The organism is Thermovibrio ammonificans HB-1 (assembly GCF_000185805.1).
GTDB lineage: Bacteria > Aquificota > Aquificia > Desulfurobacteriales > Desulfurobacteriaceae > Thermovibrio > Thermovibrio ammonificans.
In genome coordinates, this window is the sequence record NC_014926.1 from 949202 (window position 1) to 964042 (window position 14841).

Sequence of the window (14841 nt, forward strand, 5' to 3'; positions counted from 1 at the left end):
TTGAAATGAAAATAGCCCTAACAGAAGAGGAGCTTAAAAAACTCACAAAGAGGGAGCTTTACGAGATTGCAAAAAAACTCAAGATACGGGGCAGGGGTAGGATGCGGAAGGCCCAGCTCCTTGAAGCGGTTAAAAGGGAGCTCCTTATCGCCAAGGAGATGGTGGCACCTCCGCCCCCCGCAAGCAGAATCGAGGAGGCCGAACCGCCCCCACTCCAAGAGGAAAGAGAGGAACTGCCCCTGCCCGAAAGCTACCCGGTCTCCTTCCTGGGGCTGATACCGGTTAACCCGAAGCTCCTTTTTATCTACTGGAACGCCGGGGGAAGAAGGGGAACCCTGAAGCTGATTGTAGAGGGAAGGGACTTTAAAGAGCTTCAAGTGGAACCCGGCCAAAGGGAGCTCTTCTTAGAGCTGGAAGAGGAGCTTCCCTTCAAAAGGGTAAAGGCCGTTCTGATAACAGAAGAAGAAGCCCTCACCTCAAACGAAGTTGTAATGCCGGCCAGGGAGGTGGTTATAGGAGAAGAGGCGGCAGCGGAGCTCACAGAGCTCATCACAAAACAGAAGCCAGAACTCCAAAGGGGCGGCCCCTACGGAGAGGGAAGATGAAAGGCTACTTCCTGCTTTTCCTCCACCACCACCTCCCCTTTGTAAAACACCCCGAGTTCAGCTACTTCCAGGAGGAGCACTGGCTCTTTGAGGCGATAGCAGAAGTTTACGTTCCCCTGATAAAAACCGTAAGGAAGCTAAAAGAAGAGGAAACCGAGGTAAAACTGGGCTTATCCCTAACACCTCCCCTGTGTGAGATGCTCGCCGATCCTACACTGCAGGGGAAGCTCCGGCAGTTCCTCGATAGGTCCCTCGAGCTTGCAGAGAAAGAGATAAAGAGAACGGAAAAAGAGCCCGAGTTCAACAGACTGGCAAAGATGTACAGAGAGCACTTCCTATCGGTAAAGGAGGAGCTCGAAAGGCTAAACTGGAACGTTCTAAACGGCTACAGGGAACTCGTAGAAAAAGGAGCTGTTGAAATAGCCACCTGCGGAGCAACCCACGGCCTGCTGCCGGCCCTACAGCCCGTACCCGAAAGCGTACGGACCCAGATAAAAGTAGCGGTCAAAAACTACCTAAAACACTTCCGACGCCGACCCGAAGGCATATGGCTTCCCGAGTGCGGCTACTATCCGGGGCTCGAGGAGGAGCTGCTTAAACACGGGATTCGCTACTTCTTCCTCGATACCCACGGACTACTCTACAGCAGGCCCTTCCCGAAATTCGGAGTCTACTCGGCGGTAAAGACCCCAGCCGGAGGCTACTGCTTCGGCCGAGACCCCGAATCCTCCAAACAGGTCTGGAGCTCAAAAGAAGGGTACCCTGGAGACCCCTGGTACAGGGATTTCTACCGGGACATTGGGTTCGACCTTCCTCTGGAATATGTAAAACCCTACATAAACCCCGACGGCCACAGAACCTACACCGGCTTCAAGTACTACCGGATAACCGGGAACGTAGACCTGGGCCGGAAAGAGGTTTACATACCGGAAAAGGCGGCAGAGCGGGCGAGAGTACACGCCGCCCACTACCACTTCTGCAGGGCCAAACAGGCAGAGTACTTAGAAAACGTTATGGGAAGACCTCCGCTGATAGTGGCTCCGTTCGACGCAGAACTCTTCGGCCACTGGTGGTTCGAAGGTCCCCTGTTCCTCTACCACCTGTTTAAAAACTTCTCCCGCTACCGGGTAATCAGACCGGTAACGCCCAGCGGCTACCTGAACGAAAACGGAGAGCTCCCCGTCAGCCAGCCTGCAACCTCATCCTGGGGCGACAAAGGCTACTTCGACGTATGGGTAAACGGCAGGAACGGCTGGATTTACTACCACCTAACCGCCATGGCACTCACACTAAACCGGCTCAGAGGGCTACCGAGAACCCCCCTTAACACCCGGCTCCTCAATCAGATGTTGAGAGAACTTCTACTGGCTCAAAGCTCCGACTGGCCCTTCCTCATAACAACCCAAACGGCAAAAGAGTACGCAGAGAGGAGGCTCAAGGAACACATCTATAACTTCTCAAAACTCAAACAGATGTTAGACTCTCAGAAGCCACAGGAGAGCTTCCTCAGGAAGCTGGAGGAGAAAAACTCCATATTCCAGGAGCTCAACTTCTGGGAGGACTGGGGTTGAAACTGGGAGTAGACGTAGGAGGAACCTTCATAAAACTCTACAACGGGAAAAACAGAGAGAAGGTAAAAACCCCCCGCTCCGCAGAGGAACTGGTAGAGCTGATAGCCGGCAGAGCAGAGGAGCTATCGGCAAAAGGGGTGTGCATAGCCGTTGCGGGCCTTGTAAACGGAGAGACCGGAGAGGTTACAGAGTCGCCGAACCTGCCATTCCTCAACGGTTTAAACCTGAAAGAGGAAGTAGAGAAAAGGCTCACAGGCACAGCCGTCAGAGTGGTAAACGACGCCACGGCAGCCGCCTACGGCGAGTTTAAAAGGGGAAGCGGCCGCGGCAGCAGGCTCTTCCTCTGCCTAACGCTGGGAACCGGCTTAGGGGGCGGGGCGGTAATTAACGGAGAGCCCCTCATAGGGGTTTCGGGCAGTGCCATGGAGGTCGGCCACACAACCGTATGCGTAAACGGCTGGCCCTGCCACTGCGGCAGGAGAGGGTGCCTGGAAGCCTACGCCTCATCCTACGGCTTAAAGCGGCTCTACTACATAAACACCGAGGAAGACCTGCCTCCGCACGCAATTTTAGAGCTGGCAAAGAGCGGAGACGAAAAGGCCTTAAAGGCGATAAAAGCCCTTGCCTTCTACTTGGGAGTTGGCATCACCAACCTTGTCCACACCTTCAACCCCGACACCGTGGCCCTGGCCGGCGGAACGGTTGTCCAGTTCCCGAAGCTGATTAAGCTGGTAGAGGAAGAGGTTAAGAGAAGGGCCTTCAAACTTCCCGGCAAAGCCCTGAAGGTGGTGGGAGCAGAGCTGGGAGAGTTCAGCGGGGCAGTGGGAGCCTACGAGCTGGCTCCCTAAAAAGGGCACCTGTTACAATTCTTTAAAACGGCGGAGGTAGGAGTATGGCTATTGCCTTCATCTTTCCCGGTCAAGGTTCCCAGTACAGCGGAATGGGAAAGGAGCTCTACGAAGCCTTCCCCGAAGCGAGAGAGGTTTTCGAGGAAGCTTCGGAAGGGGCAAAAGTGGACATAAGGAAACTCTGCTTCGAAGCTCCCGAAGAGGAGCTGACACTCACCTACAACGCACAGCCGGCAATATTCACGGTAAGCATGGCCGTTTTAAGGGTCCTTGAAAAGGCGGGCTTTAAAAAACCCGACGTTGTTGCCGGCCACTCACTGGGAGAGTTCTCGGCCGCAGGCGCCGCAGGGGTATTCTCGGTAGGAAACGGCGCACTTTTGGTGAGGAAACGGGGAGAGTTTATGCAGAGTGCCGTTCCGGCCGGCGTAGGCGGAATGACCGCCGTAATAGGGCTGCCCGCCGAGGCGGTGGAAGAGATTATCAACAAGGTGAAAAGCGGCTTCGTGCAGGTTGCCAACTACAACAGCCCGGAGCAGACGGTTATATCAGGGGAAATCAAGGCCCTTCAAGAGGCAGAGGAGATGCTTAAACAGGCCGGCGCAAAAAGGGTGGTAAGGCTGGCAGTTTCGGCGCCGTTCCACTCAAAGCTCATGGAGCCGGCGGCGGAAAGGCTAAAGGAACTAATGGAAGAGCTTCCCTTCCACAAAGCCAACCCCCCCATACTCAACAACGTTGACGTTAAGCTAATAAAAGAGCCAGAAGAGATAAAAGACTCCTTCTACAGACAGGTCTTCTCTCCCGTAAGGTGGGTAGAAGACGTCCTCAAAATGGCCCAAATGGGAGTAGACACTTTCTACGAAATCGGCCCGAAGAACGTCCTTAAAGGGCTCATCAGAAGAATAGACAGAAAGCTGAAAGTGGTAAACGTAGAGAAACCCCAGGACATAGAAAAACTCTTCGGGTAGAAGGGGTGGTAAAGCTATCGGAGACCGCAATCGAAATACTAAAGGCCAGATACCTAAGGCCGGGAGAAACACCGCAGGAACTCTTTGAAAGGGTGGCAAGGGCCGTATCGGAGGCAGAGCTCCTCTACGGCCCCGCCTCTCAGGCGGCAAGGTGGGAGGAGGAGTTCCTGAAAGTTATGGAAAACCTTGAGTTCCTCCCCAACTCCCCAACCCTAATGAACGCAGGGACTCCGCTGGGGCAGCTGGCCGCCTGTTTTGTCCTTCCGGTAGAGGACTCAATAGAGGAGATTTTCGCCTCCGTCTCCCTCATGGCAAAAATCCAGAAAACGGGAGGCGGAACGGGTTTCTCCTTCTCCCGCCTGAGGCCCAAGGGAGATACTGTTAAGAGCACAAACGGTAAGGCCTCCGGCCCCGTATCCTTTATGAAGGTTTTCAACTGCGCAACCGACGCCATAAAGCAGGGAGGGAAGCGCAGAGGGGCCAACATGGGGGTCCTCTCTGTAAACCACCCCGACGTAAAGGAGTTTATAACCTGCAAAACCGATGGCAAGAGCTTCCAAAACTTCAACATCTCCGTAGCCTGCACCGACGACTTCTTCCAGAAAGCCTTAAAGGGCGGTGAAATCGAGCTCATAAACCCCAGAGACGGCAAGGTGTGGAGCAGGGTAAAGGCAGACGAGCTCCTAGACCTGATTGCAGAGAGCGCCTGGAAAACCGGCGACCCCGGAATCCTCTACATAGACGAGATAAACCGCCACAACCCCACACCGGCCCTGGGGAGAATAGAGGCCACAAACCCGTGCGGCGAAGTCCCGCTCCTTCCCTACGAGGAGTGTAACCTCGGCTCAATAAACCTCTCCAAAATCGTAGAGAAGGGCCGGATAAACTGGGAGAAGCTCGAAAGGCTCGTAAAGGTTGCCGTCCGCTTCCTCGACTGCGTAATAGACGTAAACCGCTACCCCCACCCCGAAATAGAGAAAATGGCCAAAGGTAACAGGAAGATAGGCCTGGGAGTTATGGGGTGGGCAGAGCTCCTCATAGAGCTGGAGATACCCTACGACTCAGAGGAAGCCGTAGAGCTGGCAGAGAGGCTTATGGGGTTCATAAACCGGAAGGCCTTTGAGGCGTCGGCGGAGCTCGCAAAGCAGAAAGGGAGCTTCCCCAACATAGACAAGAGCGTTTACAGGGGAAAAACCCTACGAAACGCCACGAGAACGAGCATAGCACCAACCGGGACGATAAGCATGATAGCGGGAACAACTCCCAGCATAGAGCCCCTGTTTGCCGTAGGCTACGTAAAGAGAGTGCTGGGAGGCAGGAGAGTCCCCTTCATAGAGCCCCTGCTTATGAAAAAGGTAAAAGAGCTATCGCTGCAACAGCTTAAAGAGATTTTAGAGAGCGGAACGCTCCAAAGGGCAGAGGGAATCCCCGAGAAAATAAAGAGAATATTCAAAACCGCCCACGAAATAGCGCCCGAGTGGCACCTTAAAATCCAGGCCGCCTTCCAGAAACACACCGACAACGCCGTTTCAAAAACGGTAAACCTACCCAAAAGCGCAACTCCTGAGGATATAAAAGAGATTTTCATAACCGGCTACAAGCTGAAACTCAAGGGAGTTACGGTTTTCAGGGAGGGCTCAAAAGAGGGGGTTGTTGAGTTTAAAGTAGACCAAGAGCTTCTGTCGGAGCTTCTCAAGTGCAGCTGCACATAGGAGGTAACTTCATGGTGAAAAAAGCACCCCTTGCACTAACCCTCCTTTTCACCTTCGGCTGCGGAGGAGGAGGCGGCTCAACAGGTCAGATAACCGTAAGCGGAACCTTCAGCGCAAGCTATGTAAAGGGAGTAAAAGTATGCATAGAAGGGACCGGACCGTGCACCACAACCGACAACAGCGGCCGCTTCAGCCTTGAGTCCCCGACCCAAAGGCCGCTTATGTCGTTCTGGCTGCCTGGAGTAAAGCTGGGAGACTACCAGCTACAGAACAGCGGAGAGACCGTTACCCCCTTCAAGATAATGGGAAACGCAACTCTCGGTTTAACGCTGGCAGAGATAATCCACGGAGCCGCCGGCGACATTAACGGAACGGAGTCCAGGTTAGACTTTGAAAACGTAACCGTAAGCGCAAACGTAACATCGCTCCAGGAAGCCCTTAGGTCAAAAGAGCCCTTTACCCTCTCTGTTAAAAACCCCCAAGGCGAGTTCACCCTTAACGTAGACCCTTCAAACGCAACGGTGGAGGCCTGCACAAACGGAACGTGCCGGCAGGTAAGCTACAGGAAGTGGCTCGTTCTCATCTACATGGACGGAGACAACTCACTGAGCAGCTACGCCAGAGAAGACCTCAAGGAACTCCAGGCGGTTACCTACAACCCCCAGGTAAAAGTGGTAGCCCTGACAGACTACGCAGGCTCCACTCCCACGCAGATAGCAGTTTCAAACGAAATCACCGGGAAGCTCGACATCACAAACAGCACCTACGAGCCCGACATGGGAGACCCCCAAACCTTAGAGAGCTTCGTAAAAGAGTTCACGGGCCGGTTCCCGGCACCCAACGTGGCCCTGATACTCTGGAACCACGGCGACGGCTGGAGGAGCTCCAAAATAGCGGCCGAAGACGCAACGAGCAGAGACTACCTCTTTATGTTCGAGCTGGTTAACGCCCTTAAAGAGCTCCGCTCGAAAGGGATAACCGTTAACCTGGTAGGGTTCGACGAGTGTCTCATGGGAATGGAAGAGGTCGCCTACGACCTTAAAGACTTAACCGACGTAACCGTTGCCTCGGAAGCCTTAGAGCCGGGAAACGGCTGGGACTACACCCGGGTTGCAGGATGGATAAGCTCAAACCCTGCCGCAACCCCCTGGGAATTTGCAAAGGCGATAGTTGACGCCTACTACCAAACCTATAAAGACTCACCGGCAGACTGGCCCCTAACCCTAACCGCAGTCTCCTCCCAGCAGGCCCAGCAGATAGCCGACAACCTCGACACACTCTACGGTCTACTGTCGAACCAAACGGTAGAGCAGTTTGCGGCGGCCCGCTCCAACGCAACGGAAGTTTACGACAGCGGCTCCTACCTTTACCACGTGGACCTCAAATCCTTTGCCCAAGCCCTTAAACTCACGGGCTCCGACCAGATTAAAACGGCGGCCGAGGAACTCCTCGGCACCCTAAACGGAACCTACACGGCAGTTATCCCGGCAATCGACGGAACAACCTACGGCGGCCTCTCCGTTTACTTCCCGCCCACACTGGCAAGCGACGAAGAAAACCTTTACTGCTACTTCATGGAGACCCCGGGCGACTGCTACGGCCAAACCGACTACTACAACCCCTTTGCCCAGACACTCTGGGACAACTTCCTTCAAACCTACTACCAGTTGGAGGGAGAATGAGAAAGGCCGCTGCGGCACTTGCTCTGCTTATCATAACGGGGTGCGGCTCCGTTCAGGTAAACTCAGAGGCCCGGTTCAGAGTAACCGTAGGGGAGATACTGAAAGAGTGCCCCAAACTGAAAGGAAAAGAGGTGGTTGTAACTGGAACCTACAAAGGGTGGGACTGCCCTCCGGATTGTAAAAACCCCGGTATAACCCGCTCCGACAGCTGCATATCCGACGGAACCGGCTGCATCTACCTAAGGGGAACCGGTGGCTTCGACCCCCTGTTAGACAGGGGCAAAAAGGTTGAAGTTACCGCCGTGGTCAAAGAAAAGAAGGGCACCTGCTACTTAGTAGTGAAAAGATGAGAACCGGTGAGTTTGAGCTTATAAGAGCGCTATCGGAGCTTACCCCCGTTAACGGAGAGACGGTTGTAGGAATAGGGGACGACGCAGCAGTAGTAAAGCTCCGGGGTCCAAAGGCGGCAATTTCCACAGACGCCTTAGTAGAGGGAAGCCACTTTAAAAGCGAGTGGAGAGAGCTCGTCCCCGAGCTTTTTGAGCTGTTGGGCCGGAAATTGCTCGCAGTGTCGGTAAGCGACCTGGCCTCAACGGGTGCGGTGCCCAAATTTGCAACGGTTACCTTGGGAGTTACCCCCGAAACAGAGGAGGGGGAGCTTCTCGCCCTCTACAAGGGGCTGGGAGAGCTCGCCCGAACCCTCAACGTGGCGGTAGTGGGAGGAGATACGGTAAAGAGCTCCACCCTCTTTTTCGACCTAACGCTCATAGGGGAAGTTAAAGGGGAGCCTCTGCTCCGCTCAAGGGCCGAGCCCGGAGAGGTTGTGGCCGTAACCGGGAGCTTCGGCGACAGCTACGGCGGCCTCGTTCAGCTCCTCAAAGGGGAAGTGGTTAACAGACGGCTTGTTGAACGGTTCTTAAACCCTCCCGTAAGGCTCAGAGAGGGGTTAAAGGCGGCAGGGCTCGGCGTAAAGTGCGGAACCGACGTGAGCGACGGCCTGGCCTTTAACCTCTACACCGTTGCAGAAAGCTCACGGGTTGCAGTTGAAGTTGAGAGCTCAAAAATCCCCGTGTCGGACGATTTGGTAAACTTGCTGGGCCGCCAGAAGGCCCTTGAAGCCGCCCTTTTCGGGGGGGAAGACTACGAGCTCATAGTTACCGCGCCCGAAAAGCTGGCAGAAGAACTCGAAAAAGCGGGCTTCAAGGTAATAGGAAGGGTGAGAGAGGGGAGCGGGGTTTTTGTGGACGGAAAAAGAATAGAGCCGAAAGGATACGACCACTTCTGCCGGGAGGGTTAAATGGACCTGCTGGACGCTGTAATACTCGGCGTTGTAGAGGGAGTTACCGAGTTCCTGCCCATATCGTCTACGGGCCACATGATTTTAGCCTCGTACCTGCTGGGGATAAAACAGAGCGCCTTCACAAAAACCTTCGAGATAGCCATCCAACTGGGAGCCATTCTGGCCGTTGTTTTCATATACAGGGAGAAGCTCTCAAAGAGCCTCGAACTGTGGAAAAAGCTTATAGCCGCCTTCATACCTACCGGCATTCTGGGGCTGCTGCTCCACCACTACGTAGAGGAGCTCTTCAGCCCGCTGGTTGTAAGCGTTATGCTGATAGTTTGGGGCGTAATCTTCATAGTTGTTGAGCTCCTCTACAAGGAGAGAGAGCACCAAATAGATAGGCCCGAGGAGATAAGCTACGCAAAAGCCATAGGTATAGGGCTGTTTCAGTCCCTTGCCATGATTCCGGGAACCTCCCGCTCAGGAGCCACAATCATAGGCGGACTGCTGCTGGGGATGAACCGGGTTGCGGCAACCGAGTTCTCGTTCCTTCTTGCCATACCCACAATGCTTGCGGCAACCGGCTTTGAGCTGGTGAAGAACGCAAGCTCCCTAAGCGGCGGGCACTTTGTGCTGCTCGGCGTCGGATTTGTGGTGGCAATGGTCTCTGCCTTCGCGGCGGTCAAGTGGCTTCTTAATTTTATTAAAAGTCACACCTTCATACCCTTTGGTATTTATAGGATAATAGTAGGGTTGATATTCCTGCTGATACTACTGTAAGCGGGAGTAGGGATGGCGGAACTTTCGATGATAAACCTCCTGAAAGAGGTGGTAGACAGGGGAGCTTCCGACCTCCACATAGCGCCCGGCAGCCCTCCGAGGCTCAGAATAGTGGGAGACCTGGTTCCGCTCACGGAATACGGAACACTCACCCCCTCCGATACCCGAAGGCTCATCTACAGCGTTTTAACCGATTTACAGAAGAAAAAGCTGGAAGAGGAGCTGGAGCTGGACTTCTCCTTCGGGATAAAAGACGTTGCAAGGTTCAGGGGAAACGCCTACTTCCAGAGGCAGAGCCTTGCAGCTGCCTTCAGGTTAATCCCCTTCAGCATTCCGGATTTCAAAAACCTGGGGCTGCCTCCGGTGATGGAGAGCTTCGCCCACAAAGATAAAGGGCTTGTTCTCGTTACAGGTCCCACAGGCTCAGGTAAATCTACAACTCTGGCCTCGCTGATAAAGATAATAAACGACACCTACTACCACCACATAATCACAATAGAAGACCCGATAGAATTCGTCTACGAGCACAACAAATCCCTCATCACCCAGAGGGAGCTGGGAACCGACACGAAGAGCTTCGCAAGGGCCCTGAGGGCTGCCCTTCGTGAAGACCCCGACGTAATCCTCGTGGGAGAGATGAGGGACCCGGAGACAATCGAGGCGGCCCTGACGGCGGCGGAAACGGGCCACCTGGTCTTCTCCACGCTCCACACAAACTCAACGATAGAAACAATTAACCGTATAGTAGACGTCTTCCCCGCAGAGAAACAGGACCAGATAAGAACCCAGCTTTCGTTCGTTCTTGTAGGTGCGGTAGCCCAAAAACTCCTAAAGAGGAAGGACGGCAAGGGCAGGGTTGCGGCCGTAGAGGTGTTCATACCGACGCCGGCAATAAGAAACCTCATAAGGGAGAACAAACTCCACCAAATCTACTCGATGATGCAGACCGGCCAGGCCGCAACCGGAATGGTGACAATGAACCAGAGCCTTGCAAGGCTCTACCTGGAAGGGAAAATCGACCTTGAAGAGGCCAAGAGGGTCTCGCCCGACCCCAAAGAGCTGGAAGCCCTCATTAAAGCATATCAGAAAGGGTAGAGATGCCGGTATACAAGTACGTTGGCAGAGACGTCTTGAACAGGCGCAGAAGGGGTTCTGTAGAGGCAGAAAACCCCGAGCTGGCAAAGGAGATACTGTTTGCCCGGGGAGTTGTGGTAGTTGAGAAGCTCTCCGAAGACAAGTCAATCCTGAGCCAGAACATCTCCCTCTCCTTCCTGGAGAGGGTAACGATTAAAGACCTGCTCATCTTTACCCGGCAGCTCCACGCAATGATTCACGCCGGGATACCGCTGGTTCAGGCCCTCAGAATAATCAAAGAGCAGCTGCCCAACCGCAGGCTCAGACAGATAGTTGAGGAAATCGCCTCCTTCATCGAGGAGGGGGGCAAGTTCTCAACCGCAATCTCCCGCTACAGGGACATCTTCGGGGACCTCTACATCTCCATGGTAAGGGCCGCGGAAGAGGCGGGAACCTTAGAGGAGACCTTAAAGCGGCTTGCAGACTACCTGGAGAAGGTAGAGAAGTTAAGGGGTAAGGTCAAAAGCGCCCTCTTCTACCCGGTGTTCGTCTTTATAGTGGCAATGCTCATAGTTACCGGAATACTGGTGTTCGTAATACCCACCTTCGAGCAGCTCTACGCCGACATGGGCGGCGAGCTTCCGGCCCTCACCCAGATGGTAATAAAGGTGAGCAACTGGGTAAGGGACTACGCCGGCTGGATAGTCCTGTTCATAGTGGTCTTCATCATCGGCTTTGTCCAGCTCCGGAGGCTCGAGAAGTTCCGCTACCTTACAGACCTCCTCCTTTTAAAACTGCCGATTTTCGGGGAGCTCGTCCTTAAGAGCAGCATAGCGAGCTTTGCCAGGACCCTGGCCTCGATGATAGCAAGCGGTATCAACATACTCAACGCCTTAAGCATATCGGCAGAAACGGCAAACAACGAGGTTATCAGAAAGGCGATTGAAGATGTAAGGAGCCAGGTTGAAAAGGGCGTTAGCCTCTCCCAAGCCCTCGCAAAACACTCAATATTCCCGCCGATGCTGGTAAATATGGTGGCGATAGGCGAGCAGGCCGGCAACCTCGACGAGATGCTCTCAAAGGTTGCCGACTTCTACGAGGAGGAGGTTGACAGAACCGTAGACGGCCTCACCTCTTTAATCGAGCCGCTGATGATAGTTTTCATCGGCTCGATTATCGGTGTGATAATCGTTGCCCTCTACCTGCCGATATTCAACATCGCAAGCCTCATAAAGTAAGCTCAAACTCCCTTATGGAGCTCCACAGCAGGCGGAGCTCCTCTTCCGTATGCTCTGCCGTTACCGAAATCCTCAGCCTGCTCTGTTTAACCGTTGGAGGCCTGATTGCCGGAACCCAAAAGCCCCTCTCTCTGAGGAACTCCGAAAGGGCAAGGGCCCTCTCAGGGGAGGAACAGAGGTAGGGGAAAACGGCAGAAGGGGAGTTTATGCCGGTTAAGTTGCGGAAGAAGCTCAGCCTCCGGCGGAGGAGGGCCATCCTCTCGGGAACGAGCTTCAGGTTCTCCAGGGTTTGGCAGGCCACAAAGGGGGGAAGGGCGGTTGTGTAGATGAAGCTCCTGCACCTGTTTATCAGGTACTCCCTAAGGAGGGAGCTTCCCGCCACAAAGGCCCCGAAAGTTCCGAGGGCCTTTCCCAGGGTTCCCACCAAAACGGTTGTGTCGTCGGGCGTAAGGCCAAAGAGCTCCAGGGAAGACCACCCCACAACGCCGGTTGCGTGGGCGTCGTCTATAATCAGAACGGCGCCGTAGAGCCTTTTAAGCCTAAAGAGGCCGTCTAAGGGGGCAAGGTCTCCGTCCATACTGAAAACCGAGTCGGTAACCAAAAAGCAGCGGCGGTAACGCCCCCTGTTCTCCTTAAGAAGGGACTCAAGGTGCTCAAGGTCACAGTGGTTGTAAACAAGAATGTCGGCCCTGCTGAGCCTGCAGCCGTCTATTATGGAGGCGTGGTTTAAAGAGTCTGAAAGAATCAGGTCGCCTTTGCCGGCAAGGGCAGAAATCACCCCTACGTTTGCCATGTAACCGGTGGAAAAGAGCAGGGCGTCTTCGGTCTTCTTCAGGCGGGCAAGCTCTTTTTCAAGCTCCCTGTGAACGGTAAAAGAGCCCGATACCAGCCTGGAGGCTCCGCTGCCGGCCCCCCAACGCCTCAAACACTCTAAAGAGGCGGCAGAGGCAAGCCCCAGGTAGTCGTTTGAGGCGAAGTTGATGAACTTCCTGCCCTCAAGCTCTAAAACCTTTCCGGGAGGAGACTCAAAGTGAAACAGCCGCCTGTAGAGGTTCTGCTCCTTTATCCTTTCGAGCTCACTCTTCAGCCACTTCACCTTTCTCTATGCCGTACTTGTTCATCTTCCTGTAGAGGTTGGAGATGTCTATCTCCATAAACTGGGCGCTCTTTTTAAGGTCCCAGTTGAACTTCCTGAGAACCTCAAGGATGTACTGTTTCTCAAAGGCCTCCCTGGCCTGCCTCAGGGGGAGAGAGGTGTAGTGTTCAAGGAGGGGGCCGTTGTGGGCAGGAGCTTTAGCGCTTGCGGCCCTCTTTATCGCCTCAAGGAGGGCGCCGAAGTCGAAGGGTTTCTCGAGGAAGTCGAAGGCTCCCAACTTCATGGCCTTTACGGCAGACTCTACCGTGCCGTGGCCCGAGAGGATAATCACGGCCACCTGGCCGGTGAGCCCCTCCCGGTTGAGCTCTTTAAGAACCTCCATCCCGGAGGTTCCGGGGAGGAAGAGGTCGAGTATTAGAACGCGGGGGTGAAGCTCTTTGACCTTATCGACAACCCCGCTCCCGCTCTCAAGGGTGAAAACTTCAAAGCCTTCGTCTTCGAGCATCTCCTTAAGGGCTTCCCTTATGCCCCTTTCGTCGTCAACTATCAGAATTCTCATCTCTCTCCTTGGGCCTTACAGATATAACCTTGGCGTTTAAAAGCCTCACCATCAGGTCAATTTTATCGTTGCTCTCAGGGGAAAGCTCCCGTTTCGAGCGCTCTCTTTTTGAAGGGGGAAGGAGTTTAACCTCCTTCTTGAAACGCTCCCTTAAAAGCGCAAGCTGCTCGTTCAGCATTCTGTAGGCAATTTCGCTCTTTGCCGTTACCTCTACAAGGTTTCCCAAGTCTTTAACGGAGTGAATAAGGGAGTTTAAGGGGTCATGAGCCGTTTTTTTTTCTGGGCTCTGAGCCGGCACCGTTAAGCTGATGCCGCCGGAAAGCAGCTCCGAAAGCCTCTTTACGTCTTTGAAGTAGGAGAGCCTGAAGAGGTAAAAGAGCAGAGCAGTATAGGGTTGAGGGTGGTTCTGGAGCGACCGGTAGCACTCTGAAAGGAGCTGGAAGGCGGCGTTAACCTCCTCTTCGGAGAAGGTGGTCGTTCTGAAGAGCTCCTCCTCCAGCCAGGAGAGGAGCTGTTTAACCACGAAAAGGGGGTTGTAGCCGAGCTCCTCAAGCCTTTTAACCTGGGTGCGAAGCTCCGCTTTGTCTCCCTTGAAAGCCGTTTGTAAGAGGTTTCGAAGCTCCCTTCCAGTAAGAACTCCGAGGAACTCCGAAACCACTTTGGAGTCTACCCTGCCGCCGCCCAAGGCTATGGCCTGGTCGAGCAGGCTCTCCGCATCCCTTATACACCCTTCAGAGGCAACTGCTATAAGTTCAAGAGCTTCTCTATCGAACTCAACACCTTCGGAGCGGCAAATTCTCTCCAGCGTTTCAACTATGAGCTCCCGGGGGACTTTTCTGAACAGGAACTTCTGACACCTTGAGAGTATTGTAGGGGGTATTTTGTCTATTTCGGTAGTTGCAAGTATGAAAACGGCGTGCTCGGGAGGCTCTTCAAGGGTTTTCAGAAGGGCGTTAAAGGCCTCCTTAGTGAGCATGTGGAACTCGTCTATTATGTAAACCTTGCGCTTCCCCCGAGCCGGAGCGTAGTGGACCGACTCGCGAAGCTCCCTTATCTGGTCTATCCCCCTGTTGGTTGCGGCATCTACCTCTATAACGTCGGGGTGAGCTCCCTTAGAAATCTCAAGGCACTGGGGGCAGCTGTTACAGGGCTCTCCGTCTGTGGGGTTTTCACAGTTAAGGGCTTTGGCAACAATCCTCGCAGTCGTGGTTTTACCTACGCCCCTCGGGCCGGCAAATATGTAGGCGTGGGCAAAACGGCCGCTCTTTATGGCGTTCTTCAGGGTTTTGGTTATAAAGTCCTGGCCTACTACCTGGTCGAACCGCTGAGGCCTGTACTTTCGGGGGATTGCAAGGTACGCCATTACTCTCCACGGGAGAATTTTTCTGTCAATTATCCTACATCGGCGGTAAAGGTCAAGGGATGGCGG

At 54.1% G+C, this 14841-nt stretch carries 14 protein-coding genes; 11 read left to right on the forward strand and 3 right to left on the reverse strand.

Annotated features, from left to right (window positions below):
- Positions 1 to 5 precede the first annotated feature (5 nt).
- The 11 genes from THEAM_RS04935 to THEAM_RS04985 are packed head-to-tail and all read left to right on the forward strand — an operon-like array spanning position 6 to position 11757.
- Entirely contained in the window at positions 6 to 605 is a 600-nt protein-coding gene (locus THEAM_RS04935; RefSeq protein WP_013537734.1) for a Rho termination factor N-terminal domain-containing protein, read from the forward strand.
- The gene (locus tag THEAM_RS04940; RefSeq protein ID WP_013537735.1) at positions 602 to 2176 is read left to right on the forward strand and encodes a glycoside hydrolase family 57 protein; all 1575 of its coding nucleotides are present in this window, start codon (positions 602 to 604) and stop codon (positions 2174 to 2176) included. Before THEAM_RS04935 ends, THEAM_RS04940 begins: the two co-directional genes overlap by 4 nt.
- Positions 2173 to 3024 (forward strand): ROK family protein, encoded by an 852-nt coding sequence (locus tag THEAM_RS04945; RefSeq protein WP_013537736.1) that lies wholly within the window; start codon positions 2173 to 2175, stop codon positions 3022 to 3024. Before THEAM_RS04940 ends, THEAM_RS04945 begins: the two co-directional genes overlap by 4 nt.
- 44 nt (positions 3025 to 3068) lie before the next feature.
- Entirely contained in the window at positions 3069 to 3989 is a 921-nt protein-coding gene (gene fabD, locus THEAM_RS04950) for an ACP S-malonyltransferase (protein WP_013537737.1), read from the forward strand.
- A gap of 5 nt (positions 3990 to 3994) precedes the next feature.
- Complete coding sequence (locus THEAM_RS04955; RefSeq protein ID WP_013537738.1) at positions 3995 to 5701, forward strand: adenosylcobalamin-dependent ribonucleoside-diphosphate reductase; 1707 nt, start codon at positions 3995 to 3997, stop codon at positions 5699 to 5701.
- Between the two features lie 11 nt (positions 5702 to 5712).
- Positions 5713 to 7383: a clostripain-related cysteine peptidase gene (locus THEAM_RS04960; protein ID WP_041439445.1), complete on the forward strand. Its 1671-nt coding sequence runs from the start codon at positions 5713 to 5715 to the stop codon at positions 7381 to 7383.
- Positions 7380 to 7733 (forward strand): hypothetical protein, encoded by a 354-nt coding sequence (locus tag THEAM_RS04965; RefSeq protein WP_013537740.1) that lies wholly within the window; start codon positions 7380 to 7382, stop codon positions 7731 to 7733. Before THEAM_RS04960 ends, THEAM_RS04965 begins: the two co-directional genes overlap by 4 nt.
- Positions 7730 to 8680, forward strand: a complete 951-nt coding sequence (thiL, locus tag THEAM_RS04970) for a thiamine-phosphate kinase (RefSeq protein WP_013537741.1) — start codon at positions 7730 to 7732, stop codon at positions 8678 to 8680. Before THEAM_RS04965 ends, thiL begins: the two co-directional genes overlap by 4 nt.
- Positions 8681 to 9445, forward strand: a complete 765-nt coding sequence (locus tag THEAM_RS04975; protein WP_013537742.1) for an undecaprenyl-diphosphate phosphatase — start codon at positions 8681 to 8683, stop codon at positions 9443 to 9445.
- A gap of 12 nt (positions 9446 to 9457) precedes the next feature.
- Entirely contained in the window at positions 9458 to 10540 is a 1083-nt protein-coding gene (locus tag THEAM_RS04980) for a type IV pilus twitching motility protein PilT (RefSeq protein WP_013537743.1), read from the forward strand.
- A 2-nt stretch (positions 10541 to 10542) separates the two neighbouring features.
- Positions 10543 to 11757: a type II secretion system F family protein gene (locus tag THEAM_RS04985; protein WP_013537744.1), complete on the forward strand. Its 1215-nt coding sequence runs from the start codon at positions 10543 to 10545 to the stop codon at positions 11755 to 11757.
- On the opposite strand, the gene THEAM_RS04990 is transcribed toward THEAM_RS04985, so the two are convergent.
- From THEAM_RS04990 to dnaX, 3 genes are read right to left on the reverse strand one after another with little or no spacing between them, the layout of a single operon-like run.
- Positions 11747 to 12853 (reverse strand): aminotransferase class I/II-fold pyridoxal phosphate-dependent enzyme, encoded by a 1107-nt coding sequence (locus THEAM_RS04990; protein ID WP_013537745.1) that lies wholly within the window; start codon positions 12851 to 12853, stop codon positions 11747 to 11749. The genes THEAM_RS04985 and THEAM_RS04990 overlap by 11 nt on opposite strands.
- Entirely contained in the window at positions 12834 to 13412 is a 579-nt protein-coding gene (locus tag THEAM_RS04995; RefSeq protein WP_013537746.1) for a response regulator, read from the reverse strand. Before THEAM_RS04995 ends, THEAM_RS04990 begins: the two co-directional genes overlap by 20 nt.
- On the reverse strand, positions 13393 to 14775 hold the full coding sequence (gene dnaX, locus THEAM_RS05000; protein WP_013537747.1) for a DNA polymerase III subunit gamma/tau: 1383 nt from the start codon (positions 14773 to 14775) through the stop codon (positions 13393 to 13395). The genes THEAM_RS04995 and dnaX overlap by 20 nt, the downstream gene beginning before the upstream one ends.
- Between the last annotated feature and the right edge of the window lie 66 nt (positions 14776 to 14841).

Excerpts from the sequence above, each read along its gene's own strand:
- fabD (WP_013537737.1), top strand. The coding sequence starts at position 3,069 with ATGGCTATTGCCTTCATCTTTCCCGGTCAAGGTTCCCAGTACAGCGGA.
- thiL (WP_013537741.1), top strand. The coding sequence starts at position 7,730 with ATGAGAACCGGTGAGTTTGAGCTTATAAGAGCGCTATCGGAGCTTACC.
- THEAM_RS04995 (WP_013537746.1), bottom strand. The coding sequence starts at position 13,412 with ATGAGAATTCTGATAGTTGACGACGAAAGGGGCATAAGGGAAGCCCTT.
- THEAM_RS04965 (WP_013537740.1), top strand. The coding sequence starts at position 7,380 with ATGAGAAAGGCCGCTGCGGCACTTGCTCTGCTTATCATAACGGGGTGC.
- THEAM_RS04975 (WP_013537742.1), top strand. The coding sequence starts at position 8,681 with ATGGACCTGCTGGACGCTGTAATACTCGGCGTTGTAGAGGGAGTTACC.
- THEAM_RS04980 (WP_013537743.1), top strand. The coding sequence starts at position 9,458 with ATGGCGGAACTTTCGATGATAAACCTCCTGAAAGAGGTGGTAGACAGG.
- THEAM_RS04935 (WP_013537734.1), top strand. The coding sequence starts at position 6 with ATGAAAATAGCCCTAACAGAAGAGGAGCTTAAAAAACTCACAAAGAGG.
- THEAM_RS04985 (WP_013537744.1), top strand. The coding sequence starts at position 10,543 with ATGCCGGTATACAAGTACGTTGGCAGAGACGTCTTGAACAGGCGCAGA.
- dnaX (WP_013537747.1), bottom strand. The coding sequence starts at position 14,775 with ATGGCGTACCTTGCAATCCCCCGAAAGTACAGGCCTCAGCGGTTCGAC.
- THEAM_RS04960 (WP_041439445.1), top strand. The coding sequence starts at position 5,713 with ATGGTGAAAAAAGCACCCCTTGCACTAACCCTCCTTTTCACCTTCGGC.
- THEAM_RS04940 (WP_013537735.1), top strand. The coding sequence starts at position 602 with ATGAAAGGCTACTTCCTGCTTTTCCTCCACCACCACCTCCCCTTTGTA.